The following is a 22,550-nucleotide window of genomic DNA, read 5'->3' as shown; positions in this document are numbered from 1 at the left end:
AACACTTTTCTACAGCCCGCATAAAAATGGTCACTCCAGTTAGATGACCGTCTCAAATCAACGCGTGCTTCACGAGTTTACTCCTGATGTCTGTGACCCAAACCCTATTGGGAACATCAACGTCGAATTGACAGTCTAACGTATTATCAGCGACAACCTAAGGGTCCCCATCGGGCTGATCACCGCGTTCGCGCGGATAAGACCCATCCGGCGTTGTTTATCCCACACCCGTTGGGAGTGTTGGTAGAGGCGCACCTGATTTGCAATGGTCTGCGCGACACGGCGCTACCAGAATTCTTGAGGTGGTCACGCACATCATTCGGTTGCCCATTCGCCCACCTCCAGAACCGGTACTTTGCGGCGGTGCGGGCCATAGGCCTCACCCTTAACCAGCGCCCCAGATTTTAACCATCCTGCTATGATCCGCTTGATCCGCCTGCGATCTATCGTTGCATCCATGCCAAGCACAACTGCCACAATGCAGCCAGCCCATTGGTCACCAGCCTGATCAGAGAACCTTGCAGTCTTGCCTTCGATTGCGTTCTGGACAGCCAACAGGTCTTTGGCAGTCATGCCGTCAAACGTGTCGGGCCATTCCCAGACCTCACAGACGCCAACGTCTTCACCATTGGCCAACTCAAAAGTATCCATACGACGCCATTGGCGTTTGCCCGCAGGTGCTAAGTTGGCCTTATCGCGTGTAACTGCAAAATAGGTACGCGGGTCCGTGGCGGGGATGCCAGCGTCCTCCTTAATATTATCGGCCATTTTATTGAGGACACGGCCCGAACGTGCAGCGGCCAACAAGGCAGACCCTCCACGCCCATCTTCCGTTGTCGCTTCAGCACCATTGGTTTTGCGTGTGTGGTGAACCAACTCGATTGCGCAATTGCACCTATCGGCTAGTCGCGCCCATTCCTTTGCAATCATATCAATAGCGTTGTTGTCATTCTCGCCTGCGCGGTGTGACGACACAAAGGGGTCGATCACCAGAACGTCGATATTACGAAAGGCGATTTCTTTGGCCAGTGCATCCATCACGGGCTTAACGATCATCGCACCATCACGGCCAGCGACAGCCGTGCAGAGTTCGCGTTCACGCCCAGTATCCACATAGAAACGGCCTGCGATCTCCTCCGGCGTCACCTTGTGATGTTGCATCGCCGCCGTGATCCTCAGTTGTAATTCGTCGCGTGGATCTTCTAGGTTGAATATCCAGACAGACAAATCATCCGCAACCCATTCGCCCATCAAATTGCGACCCGATGCCATCGCCAGCCCTTCACAGATCGTCAATGACGACTTACCAACACCGCCCGGTGCGACAGTGACAGAGACTTGGCGACGCAACAGGTGACGCCCATAGAGCCATGGACGCCGCGGCAATGTTGCCGGGTCTTGCCAAACAAAAGGTGTAGGAAACTGCAACGGTATCGTCACATTCGATTTGCATTCCAGGTAAGCCTCAACCGGCGGCATTGGTGGCAAATCATGAAAATCATCCATCATGCCGCACCTTTACGATAAAAGTTACCTTTGACGTCAACGCGGGCCAAAAAAGCCTGTCTATCTGTATTAGTGAAGGCCAGCCAAAGAACCGTGAACATGCGCTTTCGTGCCTTGATCCCCAAGGCCTGATATTCAAGCCGCTTCAGTGCTGCGGCGAAGTAGCATTGCAACTCCACTGGGTTCGCGAGGTCTGCCCACCAAGCCGCAGATTCCCGAATGTTTCCAAAGGCGTCATAAGGCGGGTCACCTGCGCAATGCTGGTCTATGTATGTTGCGCAGATTACGAGCGCATCATCGAGCCCCAAATTATCCAACCCGATAACTGCGGTGACGCGCTTTTCGTGGCGGTAACGAGCAGAGGCTGGCAAGCTGTCAATGAATCCTGCAACTACATTGCGCTTGCTTTCCAGTTTTTCTTGCCTGCTAAAGCCAGCCGCTTTTGCATGATCAGCCCCAGTTGCAGTTCTGGCTGCACCAGAATTTTGTTTTGCCTGATGCATTACCGCGCCCCCACTGACCTTGGCTGAACTTGTTCTTGTGCAAGTAACCAAGCTTCTATTGAGGCAGGACGGTAGAATATTTTTCGCCCCAGCTGAATGTAGGGAGGGCCCAAACGCTGTGCTCGTTCGCGTTGGGCAGTCCGAACGCAAATTCCACGAGCGGTCGCATAGTCTTTTTCAGAAAGTAACATACCAAGCATCATTAACCCTGTCGTTGATTGTTTATGTCTTGGATAGATGTCGCTTGTTGACGCATTGCAGTCGCGGCAGGGAAATGGGGTAAGCGTCACCCCTGTTTTATTCCATCAATCTAGAGCTATGATTTAATTATGTAATCTCCCACTAAGTGCTGCACGGATCTGCGCGGAAAACGACTTAATGTCTTTGTCATTCATTATTGCCAGAGCATCGATCAAATTTTCAAACGGAGTTAGATCACTAATTCCCGGCTGGCCATCAATACTATCCAAAGCCCAACCGGAAGTCGTTCCAGTTGGGATGTCCACCTCATCGAGTGCATCTGCGATATCGCACAAGAGCACATCTCGCGCGGATGCAGCAGTCAAAACCTCAATTTTGCGCTCTGTTGCGCGTTCAATTATTAAAAGTGCCCTATTTCCCTCCGCAAATGCACGATCCAGTTTAGCACGGGCGTTAAACTCTAGTGATGCGCTTACCCCGAACTCCTTAAGGGAGTAATTCTCACTAGCTTCAAACAGAAACTCACCGTGTTTTGTCCGAACGTCATTGATCTTTTTCAGAGCAGTTTCTAACGCTTTCGAAGCAGCAGTTTGACGTACCAACCAACCTTGTGGGTCATCCTTTTTACGGCTTGTTTTTGAACCTTGCAATCTCCGCGCTTCACGCCCGTGTTTATGAAATGCAACTCGAATTTTGATCCATGTTGCGGTGTCAATTGTGTGCCCCACGATCGCCGATGCCTCATCCCGCCCAATGGGCGGCTCACTGACCATAGATCCGCTGGGCAGCCCGGCCCGTGATGTCGTAGTTCGCGTCACACCCCGGCCCTTTCCAGCTTAAAGACGTTAGGAACTTTCACGTCAGGGTCACGCCCCGCGACGATTGCCAGCAATCGCGCTTCCCACGCCATCATCGCATCGCGGCGCTCACTATCAAAAGTGTGCTGATCGTATGTCGCAACAATTCCACGCTTGGTATGGCCGATGGTCAATTCGGCAATGTGCGGGGCAACCTTAGATGCTGAAAGTCCTGTCCGCATGGTGCGACGCAAATCGTGCGGCGTCCATCGCCCCCACGCTTCATCATCCTTTGCTCCCAGTGCCTCATGAGAGCGTTGGACGCCCCTAGGAAGGGCCGCATTGGTGATTGGTAAGCCATAACTGGACTCGAATATATAGCCACTCGGCGCGCCCTTTCTGCGGCCCTGCAAGCGTTGAAGTTCAGCCTTTGCAACGGCGATGATATCCAAGGCAGTGTCTGTCAGATATACTGTCTGTGCGGTGCTTGTTTTGCCCCTGCGACTTGCGGGAATAGTCCACAACCGGCCACTTATTTCTTTCTCGTGCATCCCCGCAACCTCACCCGGCCGCTGGCCTGTTACCAAAACTAATTTGAGCGCGAGGCCCGTCAGCAAATGTAATCCGCAGGATTCAACGTTCGCCCACATGCTTTTAATTTCCTCAGCATCCAACACCCGTAAGCGTACGACGGGCTTAAGCGGATCACGCTTGCCTGCCACCTTAATTGAACCCGGCTTTAATCCAGCAACAGGGTTAGCTCGGACGATGTCACGGTCTGTTGCATAGTCTAGCAGCATACGCGCGTAAGACAGCATAAGAGCGGCCTGACGCGGTGCGGTCGCAGCTTTAGCTTCTACCGCCTCAATCACATCACGCCTGCGCACGTCGGTAACTTTCATTTTTCCAAGGGCTTTGACAAGATCGCCACCGATCAGCGAACGAATGGCTTGCTCACTCTTCAGGCCAGTTGCGTGAACGTCGAGCCAATCTGATGCAAGGTCTGCGACCGTCGGCTCAATCTTGCGCGTCCTTTTTTCTTCTAGAGGGTCACTACCGGCGTCGATATTGCGGCGCATCTGGCTGGCCTCTGCCCTTGCAGCTTCAAGGGTCCAAGTAGGCCAACTCCCAATAGTCGCCCGCCGTTGCTTACCCTCAACCGCATAGGCCAGCACAAAGGCTTTCCCCCCCGCTGAGGTTATCCGCAGCCCGAAACCTCGCGGTGCATCCCTGTGATCATCAAAAACAAAACGCTGCCCTTTCTCAGGCGCCTCCGCCTTTTCAATTGTGCCGCCTCGCCCGCTGGTAAGCTTTGCCATCTCTGAGCCCTTATCACTGGATATGCTACTAAATTTGTCACTTGATTTGTCACTACTTGAAACTGTATTGCTTGTCACCTCATGTCGGCGACAGTCAATTAAAAGTACACTAATTACGCTTGTTTACATGGACTTATTAAATAATTTAATGAAATTAGTCACTAGAACAAAGTATTAAAACCGCTTCAGTAACTGACTGTTAATCAATTTGTCGTAGGTTCGATCCCTACCGCCGGAGCCAATTCTTCACATAGTGACCATAAAACGTTGACCCATAAGGTTTAACTGTCGTATTCGGTACACAAGATCGGTACACACTCGGCACACAGGTTTGCTTATGGCGTCTAAGATATCTTATCTATTTAGGTCGCCTACGGGCTGGTTTGAGTATCGCCGCCGAATCCCCAAACGTTTGCAGCCCCACTTCCCTAATAACAGGCGTGGAAAGCTGATGACGGAGTGGAAACAGTCGCTCAACACCACCAATGAAGCTGAAGCCCTTAGAAAGTGGGTGGCAGAAAATGAACGTTACATGGCAGCACAGCTAACAGCAGAGATTTCCTTAGGTGGGCCACAAGTAATTCCGCCACACAGGGCTGTCAATCGCAGAGTAAAATGGGACCTCTGTCGCGGGGTAAGAAGGGGCCATTTCGGGTGATGTTTGTGTGGCGCTTTGGTGGGCGTGCTTGTCATATAGCTAACGCGCGCCAAAGCGCATGTTGGCCCTAGGGCCACCATTGTTCTGATCTGGATGGGGCTTACTTTTGTTTGTTACGGCTGTGTTTGAGCCTGTAGCTTTCGCCGTTCATCTCAAGAATGTGGACGTGGTGGGTCAAACGGTCCAGTAACGCGCCTGTCAGGCGCTCAGAGCCAAAGACCTCGGTCCATTCATCGAAGGGCAGGTTCGAGGTTATGATGATGGACCCGCGTTCGTAGCATTGGGATATGACTTCAAAGAGCAATTCCGCGCCCGATTTGCTGAGGGGCACAAAGCCCAGTTCGTCAATGATCAACAGGTTCTGGCTTGTCAGATGTTTTTGAAGGCGCTGCAATCTCCGCTCATCTTGGGCTTCAATCAGGTCATGGACCAATGCTGCCGCCGTTGTGAAGCGAACCTTCAGTCCCCTCTGACACGCAGCCAACCCAAGTCCCAAAGCGATGTGCGTCTTGCCCGTGCCTGAGGGGCCAAGGGCGATGATATTCTCCCTGCGATCCACGTAGTCGCAACGCGCCAGATCCATCGTCAGCGGCTTGTTCAAGCTGGGCATGATCTTGAAGTCAAAGCTGTCCAAGCTTTTGGTGCTGGGGAACTTCGCCGCTTTGATCCGACGTTCAATCATCCGCCGTTCACGGTCGATCAACTCCATCTCACACAAGCGCGCCAAGTAGTGGATGTGGTCTTTGTTCTCTGCAGCACAGAGCTGCGCCTGTTTGGCATACTCGCCTTGGAACGTTGGCAGTCGCAGTTGTTTAAGATGATGCCGCAGAAGGATCTGAGGGGCTTCAGTCATGCCGCCGTCCTCCCCATCAGGCTCATGTAACTGGACGGGCGTGTTGTGCCGACATTGGCCTTGGGCAAGTAGGGATAGAAGTCCAAATCCAATCGCGGTGGCCGCTTCTCAACTCTGCACAGCACAAGATGTTTTACAGCGTCATACCCAATCGCGCCCAGATCAATGGCATGCTGGATCGCACCCTGCACAACATCCATTTCGAACGTCTCCAACAGACGAAGGACCTGAACATATTCCCGCTTGCCCGGCTTACCCATTCTGGCTTCAAGCAGCCGGTGCAGCGTGGCAAATACATCTGGCAAATTCCAACCCTGCAAAGGCGCGGCCTGATCCAAGGCACCCACCTTTTGTTCAAGCAGGGGCAAAAAGTGCAACGGGTCAAAGATCATATCCGCTGATGTGTAGGATCGTTTGTGCCGCGCAATAATCTCGTTGCCGCAGCCGATGATAACCTCATGCACAAACCCACGCACGTGAACGTCGTGGTGCGCATAGGCTACTGGCACCGAGTAATCATTGCTGCGATAGCGCACCATTGAGATTGACGTGGCCCGCGTGCTGACGTGATCGCAGGCTTCATATTCTGCGATGGGCAATCCCATCAGAGCATCCAAATCCGACATCAGGCGTGCGCCTATAGTTTGGGTGTGACCCCGCAACGTATCGCCCTGACGTGCTAAACACTTCTCTTCCAAATGTGTGTTCAGATCATCAAAGCTGTCATAACGAGGTGCGGGAACCATGAAGTTGCGGCGGGTGTATCCAACCATGCCCTCAACGTTGCCTTTATCGTTCCCTCGCGCGGGTCTGCCAAACTTGTCATCAAACAAGTAATGCGACTGCAGCTCCGTAAACCGACGTGTGCGGATGCGCGTTCTGTCCCCGAGTATCCGAGCCACGGCGATCTTGGTATTGTCGTAGAGAATGGATTGCGGAATGCCGCCAAAGAAAGCAAAGGCCGAGACATGGCCATCACAAAACGCCTCGGTTGTCTCAGCTGGATACCCCTTCACAAATACAGCATCAGAATGCGGCAGGCTCATCACGAAGAAGTGGATCTTACATTCTACGCCGCCAATCACGCCAAGGGTCTCGCCAAAATCGACCTGTGCATGGCCCGGACGATGCGACAGTGGCACAAACACCTCTTTGGTGCGCCGCTTTTGCTCCCGAACGTAATAAGTCACCGTCGTCAGGCTGCCAGCATACCGATGTTCGTCGCGCAGGCGTTCAAAAATACGCTTCGCTGTATGCCGCTGCTTTTTGATCAGGGCCTTATCTGTGCGCAGGATCTTGTCGATAACACCGACATAATCATCAAGCGTTGGGCGACGTGGCGCTTCTGAACGGCGGTAACCAGGTGGCAGTGCATGACGCAGCATCTTCGCGATCGTCTTACGGTCCTTGTTAAAATATCGAGCCGCTTCTCGGGCTGACATACCGTCCTTCAAACAAGCGCGGCGCACACGATTATAAATATCCACAGAATACATCTCCCGCCCTCCGAATAAACGAAGGGCACAAACTGGCGGAATTTTACTCCGCTACAACTGCGCTATGTCGCAGCCGTTTCTGTGGCCCATTATTGCTGTGCGTTTTACACCTGGATAATAAGCATAACGCTGAAAGTTGACCGTGCATTCTATAATATGCTTAATCAACTCACGTGATAGCGCCTTGGTGTTCATCTTACAGGCATCAACAGTCGTGTTCAGATCGTTACCCAGAACTGGTTTATTGTCGGTGAAGCAAGTGAGATATTCCCCTTTGTATTTGGCCACCCCATATAGGATGTAATTCACCGCTTTGTCTTGATCTTTGGTGTAAGTTAGCTCCTGATATTCGACGTCTCCATCGTCGTTTTCGATCTTCAGGTGCTTGGCCCTTTTGCAAATGGTTGAACGAACACGTGGTGTAATGTCCATGAATCCTGCTGGCAGTTTGGTTTTACTGGTCTGTGAGGTCATTCATATTTCCTTTTGCCGCTAGGGCGATGGTTATAGCTTCATTGACGACTGCGTTCATACTGAGACCGTTTGCCTTCCTGATTTTGTCCAAACCTGTGACCAATTCTGGCCGTATTTTCAGACGCAAAGTTATGGCGTGTTTCCCCATGATTTATTCACCCCCTTTCTTATTTTCAGCGTAGGACACGGTATGTTTGACGCCATTAATCTTGACGTGTTTGTGGTTTTGTTTCGGATTGGCTGCCCTAGACAGACTCTTCGGTACGAGCTTGTGCTTTCTTTCTAGTGCCCCCGCATCGGACACGACTATTATTTCACCAGTGACAATGTTTTTGATGTCGTAGGTTCCAGACTGTCCGAATGTGCCTAGACGGGCACGATTGACGGCGTGGCGGTGACCCTCGTGTTCGTCTTTCAGACCAAACTTTCTGGCTTCTATCTGCTCTGTTCTGTGGATGTGATTGGACGTCATATACCCACCTACAATCCACCAAAGAACCTCAAACTCGTCATCCTTAAGGGACTGCGCACGTTTGCGAGCGGCTGGGTTAAACGTCGTTCCGATCTTTGGTTCCTTCCCATTGGGTGTTGCTAAGTAGACCGCAACGTCGTGCTCGATGATTTGATCACCGTAGTCACCAAGAGGTTTGGATAGTTCGAGATTTGTTTCGAACAGTTGTTCTTGTGATTTCTCATGGGTATTCATTCGTATTTCCTTTGGTTTGTCGTGCAAAAGCGCACAGGTATTTGCCAAGCAGCGGACACGAACGAACGACACCAAAAGGGTAGGCGCATAGGAAACACGACCGCTGAACAGCAGTTTGAAGACGGATTTTCCCCGAGAGGTTGATCCATCGATTTTGAACGTGGTGTGGACTAGGAAATTAGTGTCACGTCAGTATGCACCGCACGTGAAAACTTAACTTTACCTAGTTTAGCATCCGCCCCCTCTAAAGCGCGAATAATCGTATTGAGACTCATGAGGTTTGCCGTAAAGTAGTGATCGTGAAATACCGAACTACCAACAGATTAGTAATTCACACAGCTAAACCACAATTGTACATCTACAGTGGAAGCGTAATAATCCGGTAAATAAATTAGAGTTCTCCATTATGATTAGTCAGCTTTGACCGACTGACGATCAAAATTAAAAAAATCAAAAGTGAAGTGTTGCAAAAACACAGCGATCATTAAAGTGTGGGATACCCATTTAAAAGCTCCAATTTGCAGTTGAGAACTTAGGTTAATGCATCGGATTCAAAGCTAATTTATACTACATGTAGCCATCTAGCTAACTATCAAGCACTACATGTAGAATCTTTTGTTGTGATCATGGATAACTCTAAACATCTCATGGTGGGTAAATGGCGCTAATATCTAAGTAAAGCCTGTCCATTACAGTTATAAGTTAAAAGGACTACCTCATGAGGTTACCGGCAATCACAGCCATCATATGTTTAGCATTGACTACACCCGTGATTTCAAATGATGCGCGACGTCTGGGCCAGCTTGCAGGTGTTTCTTGCCGGCCAGAGGCCACTGCATGAAGCCCAAACGCAATCAGGGACTGATTGTTTGCTAGTGTACAATAATTTTACTGTATAAACAGTCCACTGAAGCTTAATAGTAAGATACTATAATTATTGGGATTAGATTATTTGGAAGATTTAGCTTACATAGAACGCTTTTGGAACCTAATTTATCCTATTTTATTTTGCATTATGGCAATATTAACTATCTACAATGACTCGCTTAGATTGCGAATGGGCGAGTTGTCCCTTGTTCGCTTGGCCTTCTCAATTTTCCTTGGGATTGCCTCAGTCGCTGCTGTTTTTTATATAAGATGGGTCATCATAGGATAAATTTTATGAAAATACCAAAATGGTCAGTGCAAAAAATACTTTCATCGATATAGTCAGTAATATGCTTCAAAACTTAGGAGATCACCGCGATGCAGTCACTGCGCGCCTAAAGGCTTCCCGCGAAGCATTAGGGCTGTCAAAAAAAGAGTTCGCTGAAATGGCGGGCCTTACAGAACAGGTCTATGGTCCGTTCGAAAACGCCCGCCGTGACTTATCTCTTAGTGCTGCGAAGAAATTACGTGCACGTCACAAGCTATCCTTGGAATTCTTATATTTTGGAATGATCGAAGACCTACCCACAAGAATTTCAACGGCGCTTCGATCTAACCTGTCTGTAAAATAAGCTCAAACATTCAGTCACATACCAGAAACACTAAGCGCCAGATTTAGCAAGCCTGACATTTTCGCGTTGCCCACCCCAGCGGCTGTGGCACGTCAGAAGCACTCTAATAGCTATTACCTGAACCAACCAGATACTGACCTAAGGTCTTCACCAACGCCTTCGATAGCGGTAGCTGAGCCGTCCAGTAGCCCTGAGGTCGTGCCGCATGATGTTAGCAGCATGACCAACGTAAAGGTACATAGTGGCTTCATTTTCTGTCCAGACATTCCTAAGAAATTTATTGTTAGTTCGGTAGTCCTTCTAGCTAGCCCTGCATAGCCTGTTGCCGCAGTAGATTATTGAAAAAAACAACAGCAGGATAGACCCTCAAGCATGACCGCAATGCTAAAAGATATACCGCATAAAAAGATCAATATCACCTGCGCTGTGTGTCAGCACGTTGTCACCCATGAAGTTGCATTCCTTATGTTGGTGGTTGATGAAAATATGACAACTCATGAGATACGAAAGCGGGCCACCTGTCCCAAGTGTAAGGCTGTGGGTGACAACACTTATACCGTGGCGTGACTGCGTGTCGCTTTAGCTCAGTGAATTCCAACACGATAACTATTGCCAGTAGCGCCCTCGAATACATTTGGGGTTAGGGTTTAAATAGGTCCCGTGAGCGACTTTGGGTTCATTTTCTAATATGGGTAGCCTAAACTTTACCAACGCACCCTACGGATACCACAGGGCCTCTCAGGGCCATACACGCGTTGGACTGGTGATGCCCTAATCTGTGGTAGTACTCACTGTGTGGTGCTACAGAAGTTGGAGATAGTCTTATCAGGCAGCGCTTCGAACTTGCTTGACCGACAGCAAATTTTCAGGACCATACCCCCAACAACATTCTAATAAATCGGTAACCCTAATGTTCTCAAAAACAACAACTGACAACCTGCAAAAGCCAACAACACAAAGGACTTCAGGCGAGAAGCGTCGCTCTGTATTGCATGATGATATTTTGATCAAAGGTGACTGGACGAGTGACGGAATTGTTGAGTTTGGCGGAAAAATTATTGGGGATATTACTGCTGATGTCCTTGTGCTTACCTCAGATGGTCGGGTGACTGGAAATGTTCGCGCACGCAGCGTTACAATTGAGGGACACCTAGAAGGTACTGTCGCGGCGATTAGTGTTGTAGTTAAAACAACGGCAAAAGTAATGGCTGATATTAAAGCTGATCAACTTTCAATCGAGTCGGGTGCAGAAATTCAAGGCAATATCCAAGCGGCGGGAAAGCGCGCCAAAGGCGACACATAGGGCAAGAATAAGCCCTCAAACATAACTCCTGAGTGCCATTAGCTCCATACCTCAGAAATGGAGCCAAAAACCCACCAACGCACTGTGCGCTTAACACAGGGCCTCTCAGGGGCATGCGTGCGCTAATCAGGTGATGGTCATTACCTGAGGCAGTACTCATTGGGTTGTGTTGTGCTGCAAAAAGCCGTTGATACTTGCTGTGGTTTTTCTTAGCCACCCTAATTTCTTAGTGATAACGTTTAGACAATAATACTAACAAATTCATGCTCCGCTGCCTGAGAACCGATCACTCAAAGTTGGAATATCTTCGGGCGACAACAGAAGCACACCAGTTGACGCCGCAAGCTCCTTGGCGCTTTTTGTAAAGTTAGCATTAGTCAACACAGCAGCTTTGTTTAGACCCATATACTTGGCCCCTGAGTATGCCTCTTGAACAGCCTTATTGCCTACAGAACCAGAGTATCTTTTGCACTGAATGCCCAAGGACAAACCATCTTTTGCAGCTACAACATCCACACCCTGATCGCCGCTACCTTGAGTAGCGCGTGCTTGCCAACCAAACTTTTCAAGAGCTTCCGCCACCCAATGCTCAAATTCCCAGCCGTCATCTGGATACCCTTCTGCAGAAAAACCCTCATCAGACTGCTTATCTGCCAACTCTTCGACTGTTGAAATTATAGCATTTGAAGCTTCTTCGAGCGACAAGCGGTTTGTTTTGAGGTCTAAACTTTGCAGAAAATTACCACACTCAGTTACCCTGCCATCTGCAACCAGAGCATTGTAATCATTGTAGACTTGGCTACGCCTTAAATTGCGCACTAATGCCGAAAAGTGTTTTTCACATGCTTTCTTAATAGCTTCAATTTGTTCTTCCCGCTCCCGCTGCTGCCTAATTTCCCGCGTCTCCTCAGCATTCGGACCCAGCCTAGCTTTTAAATCTGCCCGCTTTTGGTTTAAGCGTACACGATCATTCTCAGACATCTTGAACTTTTTTGAAGCTCTAGGCTCAACCTCCTCAGAAGTGCTCAAATTTGGGTGAGCCTGAATGGAGTGATTAGATTGTATTACGGCCTCCTCTCGCAAAGAAATCTGCGCAGTTGGAAAGCCGTAAGCGAGAGCAGCCTTCTGTCTTCTTTCGTCGCTGTTTGGAAAGCTTTCAATTGGGTGCAAATTCTTGGATATTTGATCAGAAGGCTGTACAGAGATTAATCTGTTATTTCCCTGACTCAAATTGTTGAGCACTTTATTAAGCCGAGAGACTTCCCGTCTCGCCGCATCAAGTTGCTTCTGAATTCGCTCCAACTCAAAAAAAGAACTCTGACACGACGAACAGGGTTTTTGTTTAAACAACATTAATCATCACTTCTCCAAAGCCCTTGTCGCAGCCTCTGATTCTGCAAATAAGACCATAGCGCCTACATCTTAAAGTTCAAAGTGATCCAGATTCACGGTGCATCGCCAGAAACATCCTGGGACTCCACGCGCCTTACCTTCCACATTCCGGCAACATGCAGATAGTACTATTCGGTACACAAAATTGGGACTATTCGGTACACAAATCATACAAGACTACATCTAAGATATTGATTTATAGTAACTTTATTATCTATTCGATCCCTACCGCCGGAGCCAATTAAACCCATAAAAGCCAATGACTTGTCCCAAAGCTAGACCTGCACTCTGGTTTACACTATTATTATTGGGGGCCATATGGGTGCCATTTGGTGTTGCTTTTAGATATTCCATACAATCGAGCACGATTGTTCCCACCATCGATAAGACTTATCGAGCCTATCAGCACCCACATCAATGCAATCACCACGCTGGCCAAGTCTGACACCCCCCCATACCCCCTCGATTCTGTGAGGCTGGCCGATTGTGAGGCGATCCGGTCCGAGGGGGGCGGGGGAAAAACGGTCGCGCATTTTCTCTTAGTCGTCCCCCTCCCGCGCAAATTTCTATCCTTAGGTATTCGATTTTTTTATTTTTGTAATTAGACTTATGCCGCCATCTAAGAACCAGATTTTACCCATCTGCTAAATCGCAAAGCCCCGAGCGACAGCAACAAAAACGCGCTGGATGCAAAGATACCAAAAAATGGGATCGCCACCGCTCTGGTAATCCCCCCATTTTTAATGGGGCTCAGCCGTAGAATTCACGCGGCTGTTTTCAGTTTCATTGCGGGTGTTATGCCGCCGATGCCCATGTTGGGTCTCTCATTGTTGTAAGTCCAGAGCCATTCTGTCGCTTGGTTTTGGGCCTCCTCAATCGTTTCAAAGATGTATTGGCTCAGCCATTCGCCGCGAATGGTTCGATTGTAGCGCTCGATATAGGCGTTCTGTTGAGGTTTGCCTGGCTGGATGTGTTCAAGCCAAACACCGTGCTTTTCAGGCCATGTCATCAAGGTCCCACAGATGTATTCCGACCCATAACACCTTCGGAAGGATGCTGATCTATAGGCTATGACGACCTGCGCAGCCCCCAATTAGCGCAGAAGGTGGTCATAGCCGAGCCTCAGGTCTCTACAGTGGTTTTGTACCAGCCACACTGCAAAGGAGACTGACTATGGCCGACACCAATATTGGACAATCCGAGCCTGTTTTGGTGGCAATCGACATCTCAAAAGCGCGCCATGAAGTTTGGACCTGTCACGGTTTGATGCCGCTCCTTTGATAGCATTTACTGCAACAAATGAGACTGACTATGGGACTGAAACGAACGGACGAATTCAGGCAAGATGCGGTGCGTATAGCACTGACCAGCGGGCTTACACGCAAGCAAGTGGCGGATGATCTTGGCGTCGGTATGTCGACGCTGAATAAGTGGATCACAGCGTACCGAGACACTGACGTGGTTTCGAAAGAGGATTTAGGCCTCGCCCAAGAGAATGACCGGCTTCGGCGTGAGAACCGTGTTCTCAAGGAGGAGAGGGAGATCCTAAAAAAAGCAACGCAGTTCTTCGCCAGCCAAAAGCCGTGAGGTTTAGGTTCATTGAAGAACACAGCGCAAGCTTCTCCACCAATCGGCTATGTGATGTTTTGGACGTCAGCCCTCGCGGTTTGCGGGCATTCCGCAGCCGCCCTGCCAGTCGAAGACAGCGGTCCGATCTGGTCACACTGGCGCACATCAAAGAACAATCTCGTCTCAGCCTTGGCAGCTATGGCAGGCCGCGCATGACTGAGGAACTGAAAGAGATTGGCCTGGATATTGGTCATCGTCGGGTGGGCCGGTTGATGCGCCAGAATGGCATATCTGTGGTTAGAACACGCAAACACAAGGCGACAACAGACAGTAACCATAAGTTCAATATCGCGCCGAACTTACTGGACCGTGACTTTGCAGCAGATGCTCCCAACCAGAAGTGGGCTGGGGACATCACCTATATCTGGACGCGTGAAGGCTGGTTGTATTTGGCTGTTATCTTGGATCTGCACTCGCGACGTATCATAGGTTGGGCCGTCAGCAATCGGATGAAACGTGATTTGGCGATCCAGGCTCTTAAGATGGCGATAGCGTTCCGTTCCCCGCCGAAGGGCTGCATCCACCATACCGACAGAGGCAGCCAATATTGCTCGCACGATTATCAGAAGATCTTGCGCCAACACGACTTTCAGGTCTCCATGAGTGGTAAGGGCAATTGTTACGATTGTGAGTATGGTATTGCGGCTTGATGGCCTGACCCATGTTACGATTGACTGCGTGTCATTGTATTGACGTGTCGACCGTCAAGTCGCCCCGGCGACGGGTGAGATGTGACCTCATAGGAGCATGACGGGGACGCCCCATCACAGTCCTGTCCTCTCAGAATGTTGCCTGGGCATTCTCAACCTAAGGGGACAACATGAAGATCAGACATCCAATTATCATCGGCATCGATACGCATAAGGCAACACATGTTGCTGTCGCGATTGATACGCAAGGCACCCGCCTAGCAGCACTTTCCATCCCTGCGAACTCAAAGGGATATCTGGAACTGGAACGCTGGTCTTGTGGCCTGGGTCATGTCCAAGCTTTTGGAATCGAAGGGACGGGCTCTTACGGTGCCGGTCTATCGCGCTGCTTGCTTGCACAAGGGCACCATGTTGTTGAGGTTACGAGACCCAATCGCCAGCTGCGCTATACTCAAGGCAAGACCGACAGCCTCGACGCAGAAGGTGCCGCTCGGTCAGTTTTATCTGGACAGGCAAATTCCCGCCCTAAAACCCAAACGGGATCGTCGGAGATGATCAGGCATCTGAAGATAGCCCGTGACACGGCTGTTAAGTCACGTTCACAGGCGATGGTGACCCTGAAAACACTGATCATCAATGCACCAGCTGATCTGCGTGAAGTACTGGATCAGATCAAAGGTAAGATCGGATTGATCCGGCATATCGCGGCCTTCAGACCCGGTGATATACTTAATACATTAGCTTCTGCCAAAGCAGCCATGCGAGCTTTGGCACGACGGTGGCTATTGCTACATGAAGAGATTCTGGGTCACGATAAAGAACTGGAGCGACTTGTCATCAAACGCGCTCCGGACCTGATGCAATCCCACGGAATTGCGACAATGACAGTCGCAGAGATGCTAATCCTCGTTGGCGATGATCCCACGCGCATCCGATCTGAGGCTGCATTTGCCAAACTCTGTGGCGTTTGTCCCATCCCTGCATCAAGTGGGAAAACGCACCGTTTCCGTCTCAACAGAGGAGGAAACAGACAAGCCAACGCTGCGCTCTACCGTGTCGCCATCGTCAGGATGCGCAGCCACGAACCGACGCTTGCTTATGTCAAAAAACGTACGAAAGATGGCAAAAGCAAAAGCGAAATCATTCGATGCCTGAAGCGTTACATCGTCCGGGAGATTTACAGCCAACTCTGCGTGCCACAAACCATCAAAATTGCTGCTTGACGAATATAGGAGCTTCAACGCTGCCGTGGAAACGTTCTTCAAAACCATCAAGGCCGAACTGATCTGGCGCAACACATGGGAAACCCGCAGGCAGGCCGAGATGGCAATCTTTGAATACATCAACGGCTTTTACAATCCACGCCGCCGCCACTCAACATTGGGTTGGAAAAGCCCCGTCGCTTTCGAACGCAAGGTGGCTTAAACGAGCACTTGGGGCGGCACTAAAGCGCGACAGGTCCATCTTGGTCTTATACGCGGTAGGGATCCAGCTGCTCATAAAAGCCAGCTATCACGCTGAATTTCGACAGTGAATCCCGCCACGCGGCGATTTGTGCAACAAAGTGCTTGAATCCTTGTAAATTAACCTGTGCTGAAGGGTGTTATAGGACCAGTTGGCGATTAATCAGCGCAGTGAGATGGGCCGCTGTTCAGCAATTGCCTCCATTGAAAAAAAGGAAGTCACTGTTTCCAGTTCGACTTTAGCGATTAACCGTATGTAGACCTCGTCGAAGCTTGCCATGTCGCGTGTGACGATCTTGAGGAGGTAGTCATACTCTCCACCAATTCGAAAAAAATCGGTTATTTCCGGAATTGACAATACATGGTTGCGGAATTGAGTCAGCCAAGTGCCAGAATGGTACCGCGTCTTGACCATAACAAAGACAACCAGATCTACGCCCAGCTTGCTCCGATTTAAGGTTACTGTCCGATTTAAAATAACGCCTTTGGTTTCTAGCGCTTTCAATCGGCGCCAACAGGCATTTTGCGATAGGCCCAACTTGTCACTCAGCGAGCGCTGCGATTGAGAAGAGTCCTTCTGGAGTTCGTGAAGTATTCGATAGTCAGTTTGATCTAATATTTTACTCATAAACCGATCAAACGACAACCAATTTCATAAAACAAGCGAATAATAAGAGAGTTTACTATGAATTTTTGTGCCATGTTGAAGTTAATATGATATTTTTTGGAGCTTAAATGTCCCCGCTTGAAGAATTTGCAAATAGCCTACGTCAACCGGAACTGAAGATCCGGATACAGAAGGGGCTGATTGGCGATGATATAGTGATTGATGGTCCCTACGGCCCTAAACAGATGATCTACGCCGATTACGTCGCCTCGGGACGCGCCCTGACCCAAGTCGAAGATTTTTTGCGTTATGTCGTGCTGCCTTACTACGCTAACAGCCATACCCAAGCCTCCTATTGCGGTAATTTCATTACACGTCTTCGCGAAGACGCTCGCGCCGAAATTAGTCGCCTGACAGGGGCTGGACCTGACAACAGTGTGATCTTTACCGGCTCGGGATCTACAGCAGGGATCAACCACATCGTGAGTCTGCTGGACTTTGAAGCAGAACGGGCTTCTGGCAGACGAGCCGTTGTGCTCGTAGGCCCATATGAGCACCACTCTAACCTCTTACCCTGGCGCGAATGTGGGGCTGATGTAATCGAAATTCCTGAAGGCGCTGAAGGTGGGCCGGACATGGTCGCGTTGAAACAGGCACTCACTGCTTCGTGTGACGCTAATCTTATTGTCGGTGCGTTCTCCGCAGCTTCGAATGTGACTGGCATTGTTACGGATGTTGACGCTGTAACACGCATGTTAAAAAGTCACCGAGCCTTTGCCATCTGGGACTACGGCTGTGCAGGTCCCTATATCCCGATGCAATTAAATGTGGGAACTGACTGCGAAAAAGATGCGATCGTTTTTTCAACCCATAAATTTGCAGGTGGTCCAGGAGCCTCCGGTGTGACGTTGATCCGCAATACCATCGTCCGTAACAAACGCCCAAGCAGGCCCGGCGGCGGCACCGTCTCGTTTGTATCGCCTTGGGGTCATTCTTATTCAACGAACGTTACCGCTCGCGAAGAAGGCGGAACTCCGAATATCACAGGGGACATTCGGGCCGCACTTGTGCTGATGATCAAGGTTGCGCTCGGGCAGCAGTGGCTGACTGAACGCCAAAATGATCTGCGTAGGCGTGCGGAAAAAGTTTGGTTGCAGAATTCTCGTATTGAACTTCTGGGTAACCGCGAAGCGAGTGAAGTGTTACCTATCTTTTCATTTCGCATCCGAACTAAAAATGGAGGGCTGGTACATCACCAGTTGTTCACAAAGATGCTGAGTGATGTCTACGGGGTCCAAGCCCGCGGCGGGTGTGCTTGCGCAGGCGCCTATGGCCACAGGCTTTTGGATATGCAGAAGGCAGAATCGGATTCTATTTTTTCTGCCATCCAAGCAGGCGTCGAAACCGAGAAACCCGGCTGGGTCCGCCTTAACTTATCGGCATTGATGAGCGATGAAAAAGTCGATGCGATAATTTCAGGCGTAGATACGCTAGCCAAGAATGCCTCACGCTATTTTGACGATTACGAGGCTGACACAGCCACTGCGCGTTTCACTCACAAAGAAGTAGCAGGGGAAATTCCTCAGTTATGAAAAGCCCTCTCGGATACCCTAATTTCAGGACGCTTTTTGCTGCACAACTATGCTCTCTAGTGGCGATAGGACTTCTCACAGTTGCCTTGGCTCTTGCTGCTTATCAAATTGGTGGCGACGCGGCTGGAGGTAAGGTTCTAGCATCTCTATTGGCCCTGAAGATGGTAGCTTATGTTCTTTTGGCTCCGGCGGCAGAAGCGCTGTTGACCGGAAGGTCACGCAAGCCGGTGATGATCACACTTGACCTGCTGCGATTGGCGTTATTATTACCAATGGCTTTTGTAACTGATTTTTGGCAAATTGCCATGCTCGCCTTTATGTTCTTTGCCATCTCATCGGCCTTCACGCCACTTTTCCAATCGGTGATTCCTGACCTATTCCCCGATGATGGCACTTATTCCAAGGCGCTAGCCTACTCACGTATTGCGTATACATTGGAATCGGTGAGTAGTCCAATCCTAGCCGCCGCAGTGCTTCATTTCGCCTCCCCGGAAGATCTATTTCTCTTGGCAGCCCTTGCCTTTTTAGGGTCAATTCTAGCCCTGTTGGCCACCCGCTTTCCGCCCGAGGTTCATACCATGCGTGCCGGGACTTTCTTGAAGAGTGCGACCCGCGGTCTGAAAATATATTGGCACACACCCCGACTGCGAGGGTTGTTTCTTTTGAACTTAGCGCTATCGCTGGCTATGGGGTGGGTATTGGTAAATACGGTTGTATATGCGGGCTTGCGGTTGGGCGATGCCGATTATTACTACCCTCTTCTGATGGCAGCCTTTGGTCTGGGTGCCACCGCTGGCGCCATTGTGGTGCCACGCTTAGTCAGGGCCTTTGGTGAGCGACGTGTGATGATTTGTGGAGCGCTAGCTTTCGCCACTCTAGGTAGTGGGATTCTATTGCCCCTTCACATAAACGGCCTGATGGTGCTTTGGGCCGGTTTAGGACTAACCTCCTCATTGGTGATTACGCCGGGTGGGTTGGTCATTGCACGTTCAGCGGAGCGCGCTGATCGGGCGGCAGTCTTTGCGGCGCAGTTTTCCCTCAGTCATTCTGGATGGCTCTTAGCATATCCACTCGCAGGTTGGCTCGCGACATGGATATCTCTCGAAGGGGCTTTGATTGTGCTGTCTGGCCTTTGCATCGCAATTGTACTTTTGGCCATGTATGTTTGGCCCGTTGATGACCCAATAGAGCGCCTGCATGACCACCCAGAGCTGGATTCAACCCATCCACACCTGCGTGATATTGCCGGCAGCGGTGCAGAACATCGGCACCAACATGCCTTTTTCATTGATGACATTCACACATTTTGGAACCGATAATGGCAGTGAGCGCTACAAAACGTAACTTTTCCCATAGGACATTATTATGCTCGGCGACAATATAGACGCGATCAACGGCAAGGGTCTTGTGGCTCTTGAAACACGCGTAAAAGAGGATCTCGCTTATCTTTGTTACATAGGCAAGGACTGGGTGCCGCAGCGTGTGGATGTCAATGATGTTGTGATCATCGGCGGCGGGATGTGCGGTATGGTTGCGTGGATGGGCCTAACCTCCAGCCAGATAACGAATGTGCGTATTCTCGACCGGAACCCCAAAGGTTTCGAGGGCCCATGGCTCAATTATGCCCGGATGGAAACGCTTCGCTCACCAAAACAACTCACCGGTCCAGCCTTCGGCCACGGCGCGCTCACATTTCAGGCTTGGCACCGTGCCCAATTCGGTGCTGCTAAATGGGACGCCTTAGAAAAGATCCCACGTACGATGTGGATGGATTATCTTCGATGGTATAGAAGTGTCCTAAATATACCGATCGAAAACGACGTATCGGTGGAACGGGTTGAACCGGAAGGTGACTTGCTGCGTCTCCACCTTTCAGGTGCTGATACGCCCAGTCTCCTGACCCGCAAGCTAGTGTTTGCCACTGGGCGCGATGGGACTGGAACACCAAATATCCCGGATTTTGTGAACGGTCTGCCGCCGCACCGTTGGGCGCATTCATCCGATAATATCGACTTTCGCACGCTGAAAACTAAACGTGTAGCGGTCGTTGGTGTTGGTGCTTCTGCCGTCGATAACGCCGCTGAAGCCCTTGAACATGGCGCTGTAGAGGTGCGTCATTTAATCCGTCGTAAAAAAATGCCCACGGTGAACAAAATGATGGGTATAGCAAGCCGTGGATTCACGGTTGGTTTTGGGGAGTTACCGGACGAATGGCGCTGGCGTTTCATGCAATACAGCTTCGCCACCCAGACCCCACCTCCTCATGGATCGACAATACGGGTCAGTCGCCACTCCAATGCCTATTTTCACTTTGGTAAAGGTGTGTCCGCTGTCACAGAAGAGGGGGATGCGCTGCGTGTTAGCTTCACCGACGGAACCTCATATAAAACTGACTTCCTAATACTGGGCACGGGATTTAAGGTGGACCCTATGGCTCGTAAGGAATTTGGCGAAGCTGCAGATGACATTTTACTCTGGCATAATGTTTATACTCCACCTGATGACGAACAGAATCGTGATTTGGGGTACTTTCCCTACCTAAATTCTGACTTATCATTTCGCGAAAAATCAGTCGGTCGTGCTCCTTGGCTTGGAGGTATCTACTGTTTCAATTTTGGCGCTACTGCCAGCTTGGGGAAGATCAGTGGTGATATCCCTGGTGTTTCCGAAGGTGCAAACCTTCTCGCCCGCTCCATCGCCGCTACGCTTTATGCTGAAGACGTGAAGGCCCATTGGAAAAATCTCGTCGATTACGAAACCCCAGAACTCTTTGGTGATGAATGGGAACCGTCGATACTGGACGTTTCTGATGTGAAAGGACAAGTTGCATGAGTTCCGTTTTTGAAATGACTAGCCTGGCATGCAGTGGCGTTGCTACTGGTACTCCGGCAGGTGATGCGGCACTAAATCGCGTCAATGTGTTCGAACTGACGCAGGCGGCTGAAGATGCGGTTTTGGCTCCGGTTGATGCCGGCGCATGGCCGGCCGAAACCCGCGCTGCCTTCGCAGTTCGAATTGCGAAGCTCAACAGATCAAAAACGCTTGTCGCACAATACGGCCGACGTCCCGGGGGCGACGGCCCACTGGCAGATCCTGCAAATGACGGCACTGCTCAGAATATGGGCGTTGTTGTGACTTTCATGGACAAAGTTGCGGCCCAAACCCGCGAAGTTAGGGCAAATGACATCACGAGCCTTCAAGCGGCTGGGGTCTCCGACGCAGATATCGTGCGCTTAGCTGAACTTAACGCTTTTCTCGCCTTCCAGATTCGCATGGTCGCTGGCCTCAGTTTAATCAAAGGGGATATCGCATGACCCGCGTGATCCACAAATTTACCCGCAACGTCCCTCAATGGCAGCCAAGGGTAACACCGGTTGATTTAAAGGAAGCCACTAAAGAGCAACTTGAGGCGCTACAAGTCACGCCCTCCAACACTAAGGTTTCCGACTATGTCTTGGTTTTGGCGCATGACGTAGAGGCACTTAAAGCCCGCTCACCATTATTTAACGCTATCATGTATGACGGTGGAGGAATGAGTCGCGCTGAAAGAGAGTTGGGGGCAATTGCAGCATCAATGGTTAATCGCTGTATTTACTGTGCCGCGGTACATGCTTCCCGTCATGCAGAACTTGCAAAAAGCACTGAAGCCACAGACCAGATATTCACGGCGGGTGAGAATGCGAAACTGAAAAGTCGCGATAAGGCGATCTTTGATTTTGCTCGGAAATTGTCCGAGTGCCCCCCTCAGGCGAACGAGAGTGATGTTTCCATTTTGCGCGCTGCGGGACTAACTCATGCAGAAATTTTAGATTTAGTCCTGTCCACATCCTTGTTCGGATGGGCTAATCGCTTGATGCATGTATTAGGCGACCCGGTGCGCAAGGAATGAAAATTCTTTGGTG

The 22,550-nt window shown here is 50.1% G+C and carries 20 protein-coding genes and 3 pseudogenes; 12 read left to right on the top strand and 11 right to left on the bottom strand.

What is annotated here, in order from left to right; translation table 11 throughout:
* Positions 1 to 315 precede the first annotated feature (315 nt).
* From OAN307_RS09220 to OAN307_RS09205, 4 genes are all read right to left on the bottom strand, one after another.
* Positions 316 to 1,509 carry an AAA family ATPase gene (locus OAN307_RS09220; protein WP_015499505.1) on the bottom strand — a complete coding sequence of 398 codons (1,194 nt, stop codon included), beginning with the start codon at positions 1,507 to 1,509 and terminating at the stop codon, positions 316 to 318.
* Positions 1,506 to 2,009 carry a hypothetical protein gene (locus OAN307_RS29870; RefSeq protein WP_015499504.1) on the bottom strand — a complete coding sequence of 168 codons (504 nt, stop codon included), beginning with the start codon at positions 2,007 to 2,009 and terminating at the stop codon, positions 1,506 to 1,508. The genes OAN307_RS09220 and OAN307_RS29870 overlap by 4 nt, the downstream gene beginning before the upstream one ends.
* Before the next feature lie 323 nt (positions 2,010 to 2,332).
* A complete protein-coding gene (locus tag OAN307_RS09210; RefSeq protein ID WP_044043476.1) occupies positions 2,333 to 2,983 on the bottom strand; it encodes a hypothetical protein in 651 nt (216 codons plus the stop codon).
* A 41-nt stretch (positions 2,984 to 3,024) separates the two neighbouring features.
* Positions 3,025 to 4,326 carry a tyrosine-type recombinase/integrase gene (locus OAN307_RS09205; protein ID WP_015499502.1) on the bottom strand — a complete coding sequence of 434 codons (1,302 nt, stop codon included), beginning with the start codon at positions 4,324 to 4,326 and terminating at the stop codon, positions 3,025 to 3,027.
* A gap of 337 nt (positions 4,327 to 4,663) precedes the next feature.
* Here OAN307_RS09205 and OAN307_RS31230 point away from each other — a divergent pair, with 337 nt between their 5' ends.
* On the top strand, positions 4,664 to 4,984 hold the full coding sequence (locus OAN307_RS31230; RefSeq protein WP_408634932.1) for a DUF6538 domain-containing protein: 321 nt from the start codon (positions 4,664 to 4,666) through the stop codon (positions 4,982 to 4,984).
* Positions 4,985 to 5,084: 100 nt separating this feature from the next.
* On the opposite strand, the gene istB is transcribed toward OAN307_RS31230, so the two are convergent.
* The 4 genes from istB to OAN307_RS09185 form a co-directional block, all read right to left on the bottom strand.
* Positions 5,085 to 5,837 (bottom strand): IS21-like element helper ATPase IstB, encoded by a 753-nt coding sequence (gene istB, locus OAN307_RS09200; RefSeq protein WP_015497935.1) that lies wholly within the window; start codon positions 5,835 to 5,837, stop codon positions 5,085 to 5,087.
* The gene (gene istA, locus OAN307_RS09195; RefSeq protein WP_015497934.1) at positions 5,834 to 7,333 is read right to left on the bottom strand and encodes an IS21 family transposase; all 1,500 of its coding nucleotides are present in this window, start codon (positions 7,331 to 7,333) and stop codon (positions 5,834 to 5,836) included. Before istA ends, istB begins: the two co-directional genes overlap by 4 nt.
* A 51-nt stretch (positions 7,334 to 7,384) precedes the next feature.
* Positions 7,385 to 7,807: a hypothetical protein gene (locus OAN307_RS09190; protein WP_015499501.1), complete on the bottom strand. Its 423-nt coding sequence runs from the start codon at positions 7,805 to 7,807 to the stop codon at positions 7,385 to 7,387.
* A 151-nt stretch (positions 7,808 to 7,958) separates the two neighbouring features.
* Positions 7,959 to 8,513, bottom strand: a complete 555-nt coding sequence (locus OAN307_RS09185) for a hypothetical protein (RefSeq protein WP_015499499.1) — start codon at positions 8,511 to 8,513, stop codon at positions 7,959 to 7,961.
* Positions 8,514 to 9,688: 1,175 nt separating this feature from the next.
* Between OAN307_RS09185 and OAN307_RS09180 the strand changes: the two genes are divergently transcribed.
* The 3 genes from OAN307_RS09180 (at position 9,689) to OAN307_RS09175 (ending at position 11,315) form a co-directional block, all read left to right on the top strand.
* Positions 9,689 to 10,012 (top strand): helix-turn-helix transcriptional regulator, encoded by a 324-nt coding sequence (locus OAN307_RS09180; protein ID WP_015499498.1) that lies wholly within the window; start codon positions 9,689 to 9,691, stop codon positions 10,010 to 10,012.
* 372 nt (positions 10,013 to 10,384) lie between these two features.
* Positions 10,385 to 10,579 carry a hypothetical protein gene (locus OAN307_RS26140; protein ID WP_144055547.1) on the top strand — a complete coding sequence of 65 codons (195 nt, stop codon included), beginning with the start codon at positions 10,385 to 10,387 and terminating at the stop codon, positions 10,577 to 10,579.
* Between the two features lie 280 nt (positions 10,580 to 10,859).
* The gene (locus tag OAN307_RS09175) at positions 10,860 to 11,315 is read left to right on the top strand and encodes a bactofilin family protein (RefSeq protein WP_245541009.1); all 456 of its coding nucleotides are present in this window, start codon (positions 10,860 to 10,862) and stop codon (positions 11,313 to 11,315) included.
* Between the two features lie 261 nt (positions 11,316 to 11,576).
* Here the strand turns inward: OAN307_RS09175 and OAN307_RS25155 are convergent, their stop codons facing one another.
* Both OAN307_RS25155 and OAN307_RS09165 read right to left on the bottom strand, forming a co-directional pair.
* Positions 11,577 to 12,668 carry a restriction endonuclease gene (locus OAN307_RS25155; RefSeq protein WP_015499495.1) on the bottom strand — a complete coding sequence of 364 codons (1,092 nt, stop codon included), beginning with the start codon at positions 12,666 to 12,668 and terminating at the stop codon, positions 11,577 to 11,579.
* Between the two features lie 802 nt (positions 12,669 to 13,470).
* A pseudogene (locus OAN307_RS09165) lies at positions 13,471 to 13,743 on the bottom strand (transposase); the annotation flags it as partial.
* Positions 13,744 to 14,018: 275 nt separating this feature from the next.
* Between OAN307_RS09165 and OAN307_RS09155 the strand changes: the two are divergent.
* The 3 genes and pseudogenes from OAN307_RS09155 to OAN307_RS09145 form a co-directional block, all read left to right on the top strand.
* A pseudogene (locus OAN307_RS09155) lies at positions 14,019 to 14,962 on the top strand (IS3 family transposase); the annotation flags it as partial.
* Between the two features lie 194 nt (positions 14,963 to 15,156).
* Positions 15,157 to 16,209, top strand: a complete 1,053-nt coding sequence (locus tag OAN307_RS09150; protein ID WP_015498857.1) for an IS110 family RNA-guided transposase — start codon at positions 15,157 to 15,159, stop codon at positions 16,207 to 16,209.
* A gap of 16 nt (positions 16,210 to 16,225) precedes the next feature.
* Positions 16,226 to 16,411: pseudogene (locus OAN307_RS09145) on the top strand (IS3 family transposase); the annotation flags it as partial.
* 201 nt (positions 16,412 to 16,612) lie between these two features.
* Here OAN307_RS09145 and OAN307_RS09140 read toward each other — a convergent pair.
* Positions 16,613 to 17,077: an Lrp/AsnC family transcriptional regulator gene (locus OAN307_RS09140; protein ID WP_015499493.1), complete on the bottom strand. Its 465-nt coding sequence runs from the start codon at positions 17,075 to 17,077 to the stop codon at positions 16,613 to 16,615.
* Between the two features lie 107 nt (positions 17,078 to 17,184).
* Between OAN307_RS09140 and OAN307_RS09135 the strand changes: the two genes are divergently transcribed.
* The 5 genes from OAN307_RS09135 to OAN307_RS09115 are packed head-to-tail and all read left to right on the top strand — an operon-like array spanning position 17,185 to position 22,537.
* Positions 17,185 to 18,648, top strand: a complete 1,464-nt coding sequence (locus tag OAN307_RS09135) for an aminotransferase class V-fold PLP-dependent enzyme (RefSeq protein WP_015499492.1) — start codon at positions 17,185 to 17,187, stop codon at positions 18,646 to 18,648.
* Positions 18,645 to 19,967 (top strand): MFS transporter, encoded by a 1,323-nt coding sequence (locus tag OAN307_RS09130; RefSeq protein WP_015499491.1) that lies wholly within the window; start codon positions 18,645 to 18,647, stop codon positions 19,965 to 19,967. The genes OAN307_RS09135 and OAN307_RS09130 overlap by 4 nt, the downstream gene beginning before the upstream one ends.
* 46 nt (positions 19,968 to 20,013) lie before the next feature.
* Positions 20,014 to 21,480, top strand: a complete 1,467-nt coding sequence (locus tag OAN307_RS09125; RefSeq protein ID WP_015499490.1) for an NAD(P)-binding domain-containing protein — start codon at positions 20,014 to 20,016, stop codon at positions 21,478 to 21,480.
* A gap of 14 nt (positions 21,481 to 21,494) precedes the next feature.
* Positions 21,495 to 21,962: a carboxymuconolactone decarboxylase family protein gene (locus OAN307_RS09120; RefSeq protein WP_245541008.1), complete on the top strand. Its 468-nt coding sequence runs from the start codon at positions 21,495 to 21,497 to the stop codon at positions 21,960 to 21,962.
* On the top strand, positions 21,959 to 22,537 hold the full coding sequence (locus tag OAN307_RS09115; protein ID WP_015499488.1) for a peroxidase-related enzyme: 579 nt from the start codon (positions 21,959 to 21,961) through the stop codon (positions 22,535 to 22,537). Before OAN307_RS09120 ends, OAN307_RS09115 begins: the two co-directional genes overlap by 4 nt.
* Positions 22,538 to 22,550 lie beyond the last annotated feature (13 nt).

It is taken from the genome of Octadecabacter antarcticus 307, assembly GCF_000155675.2.
GTDB lineage: Bacteria > Pseudomonadota > Alphaproteobacteria > Rhodobacterales > Rhodobacteraceae > Octadecabacter > Octadecabacter antarcticus.
Note: the sequence above shows the minus strand (reverse complement) of the source record. Positions and strands in the feature narration are given on the sequence as shown.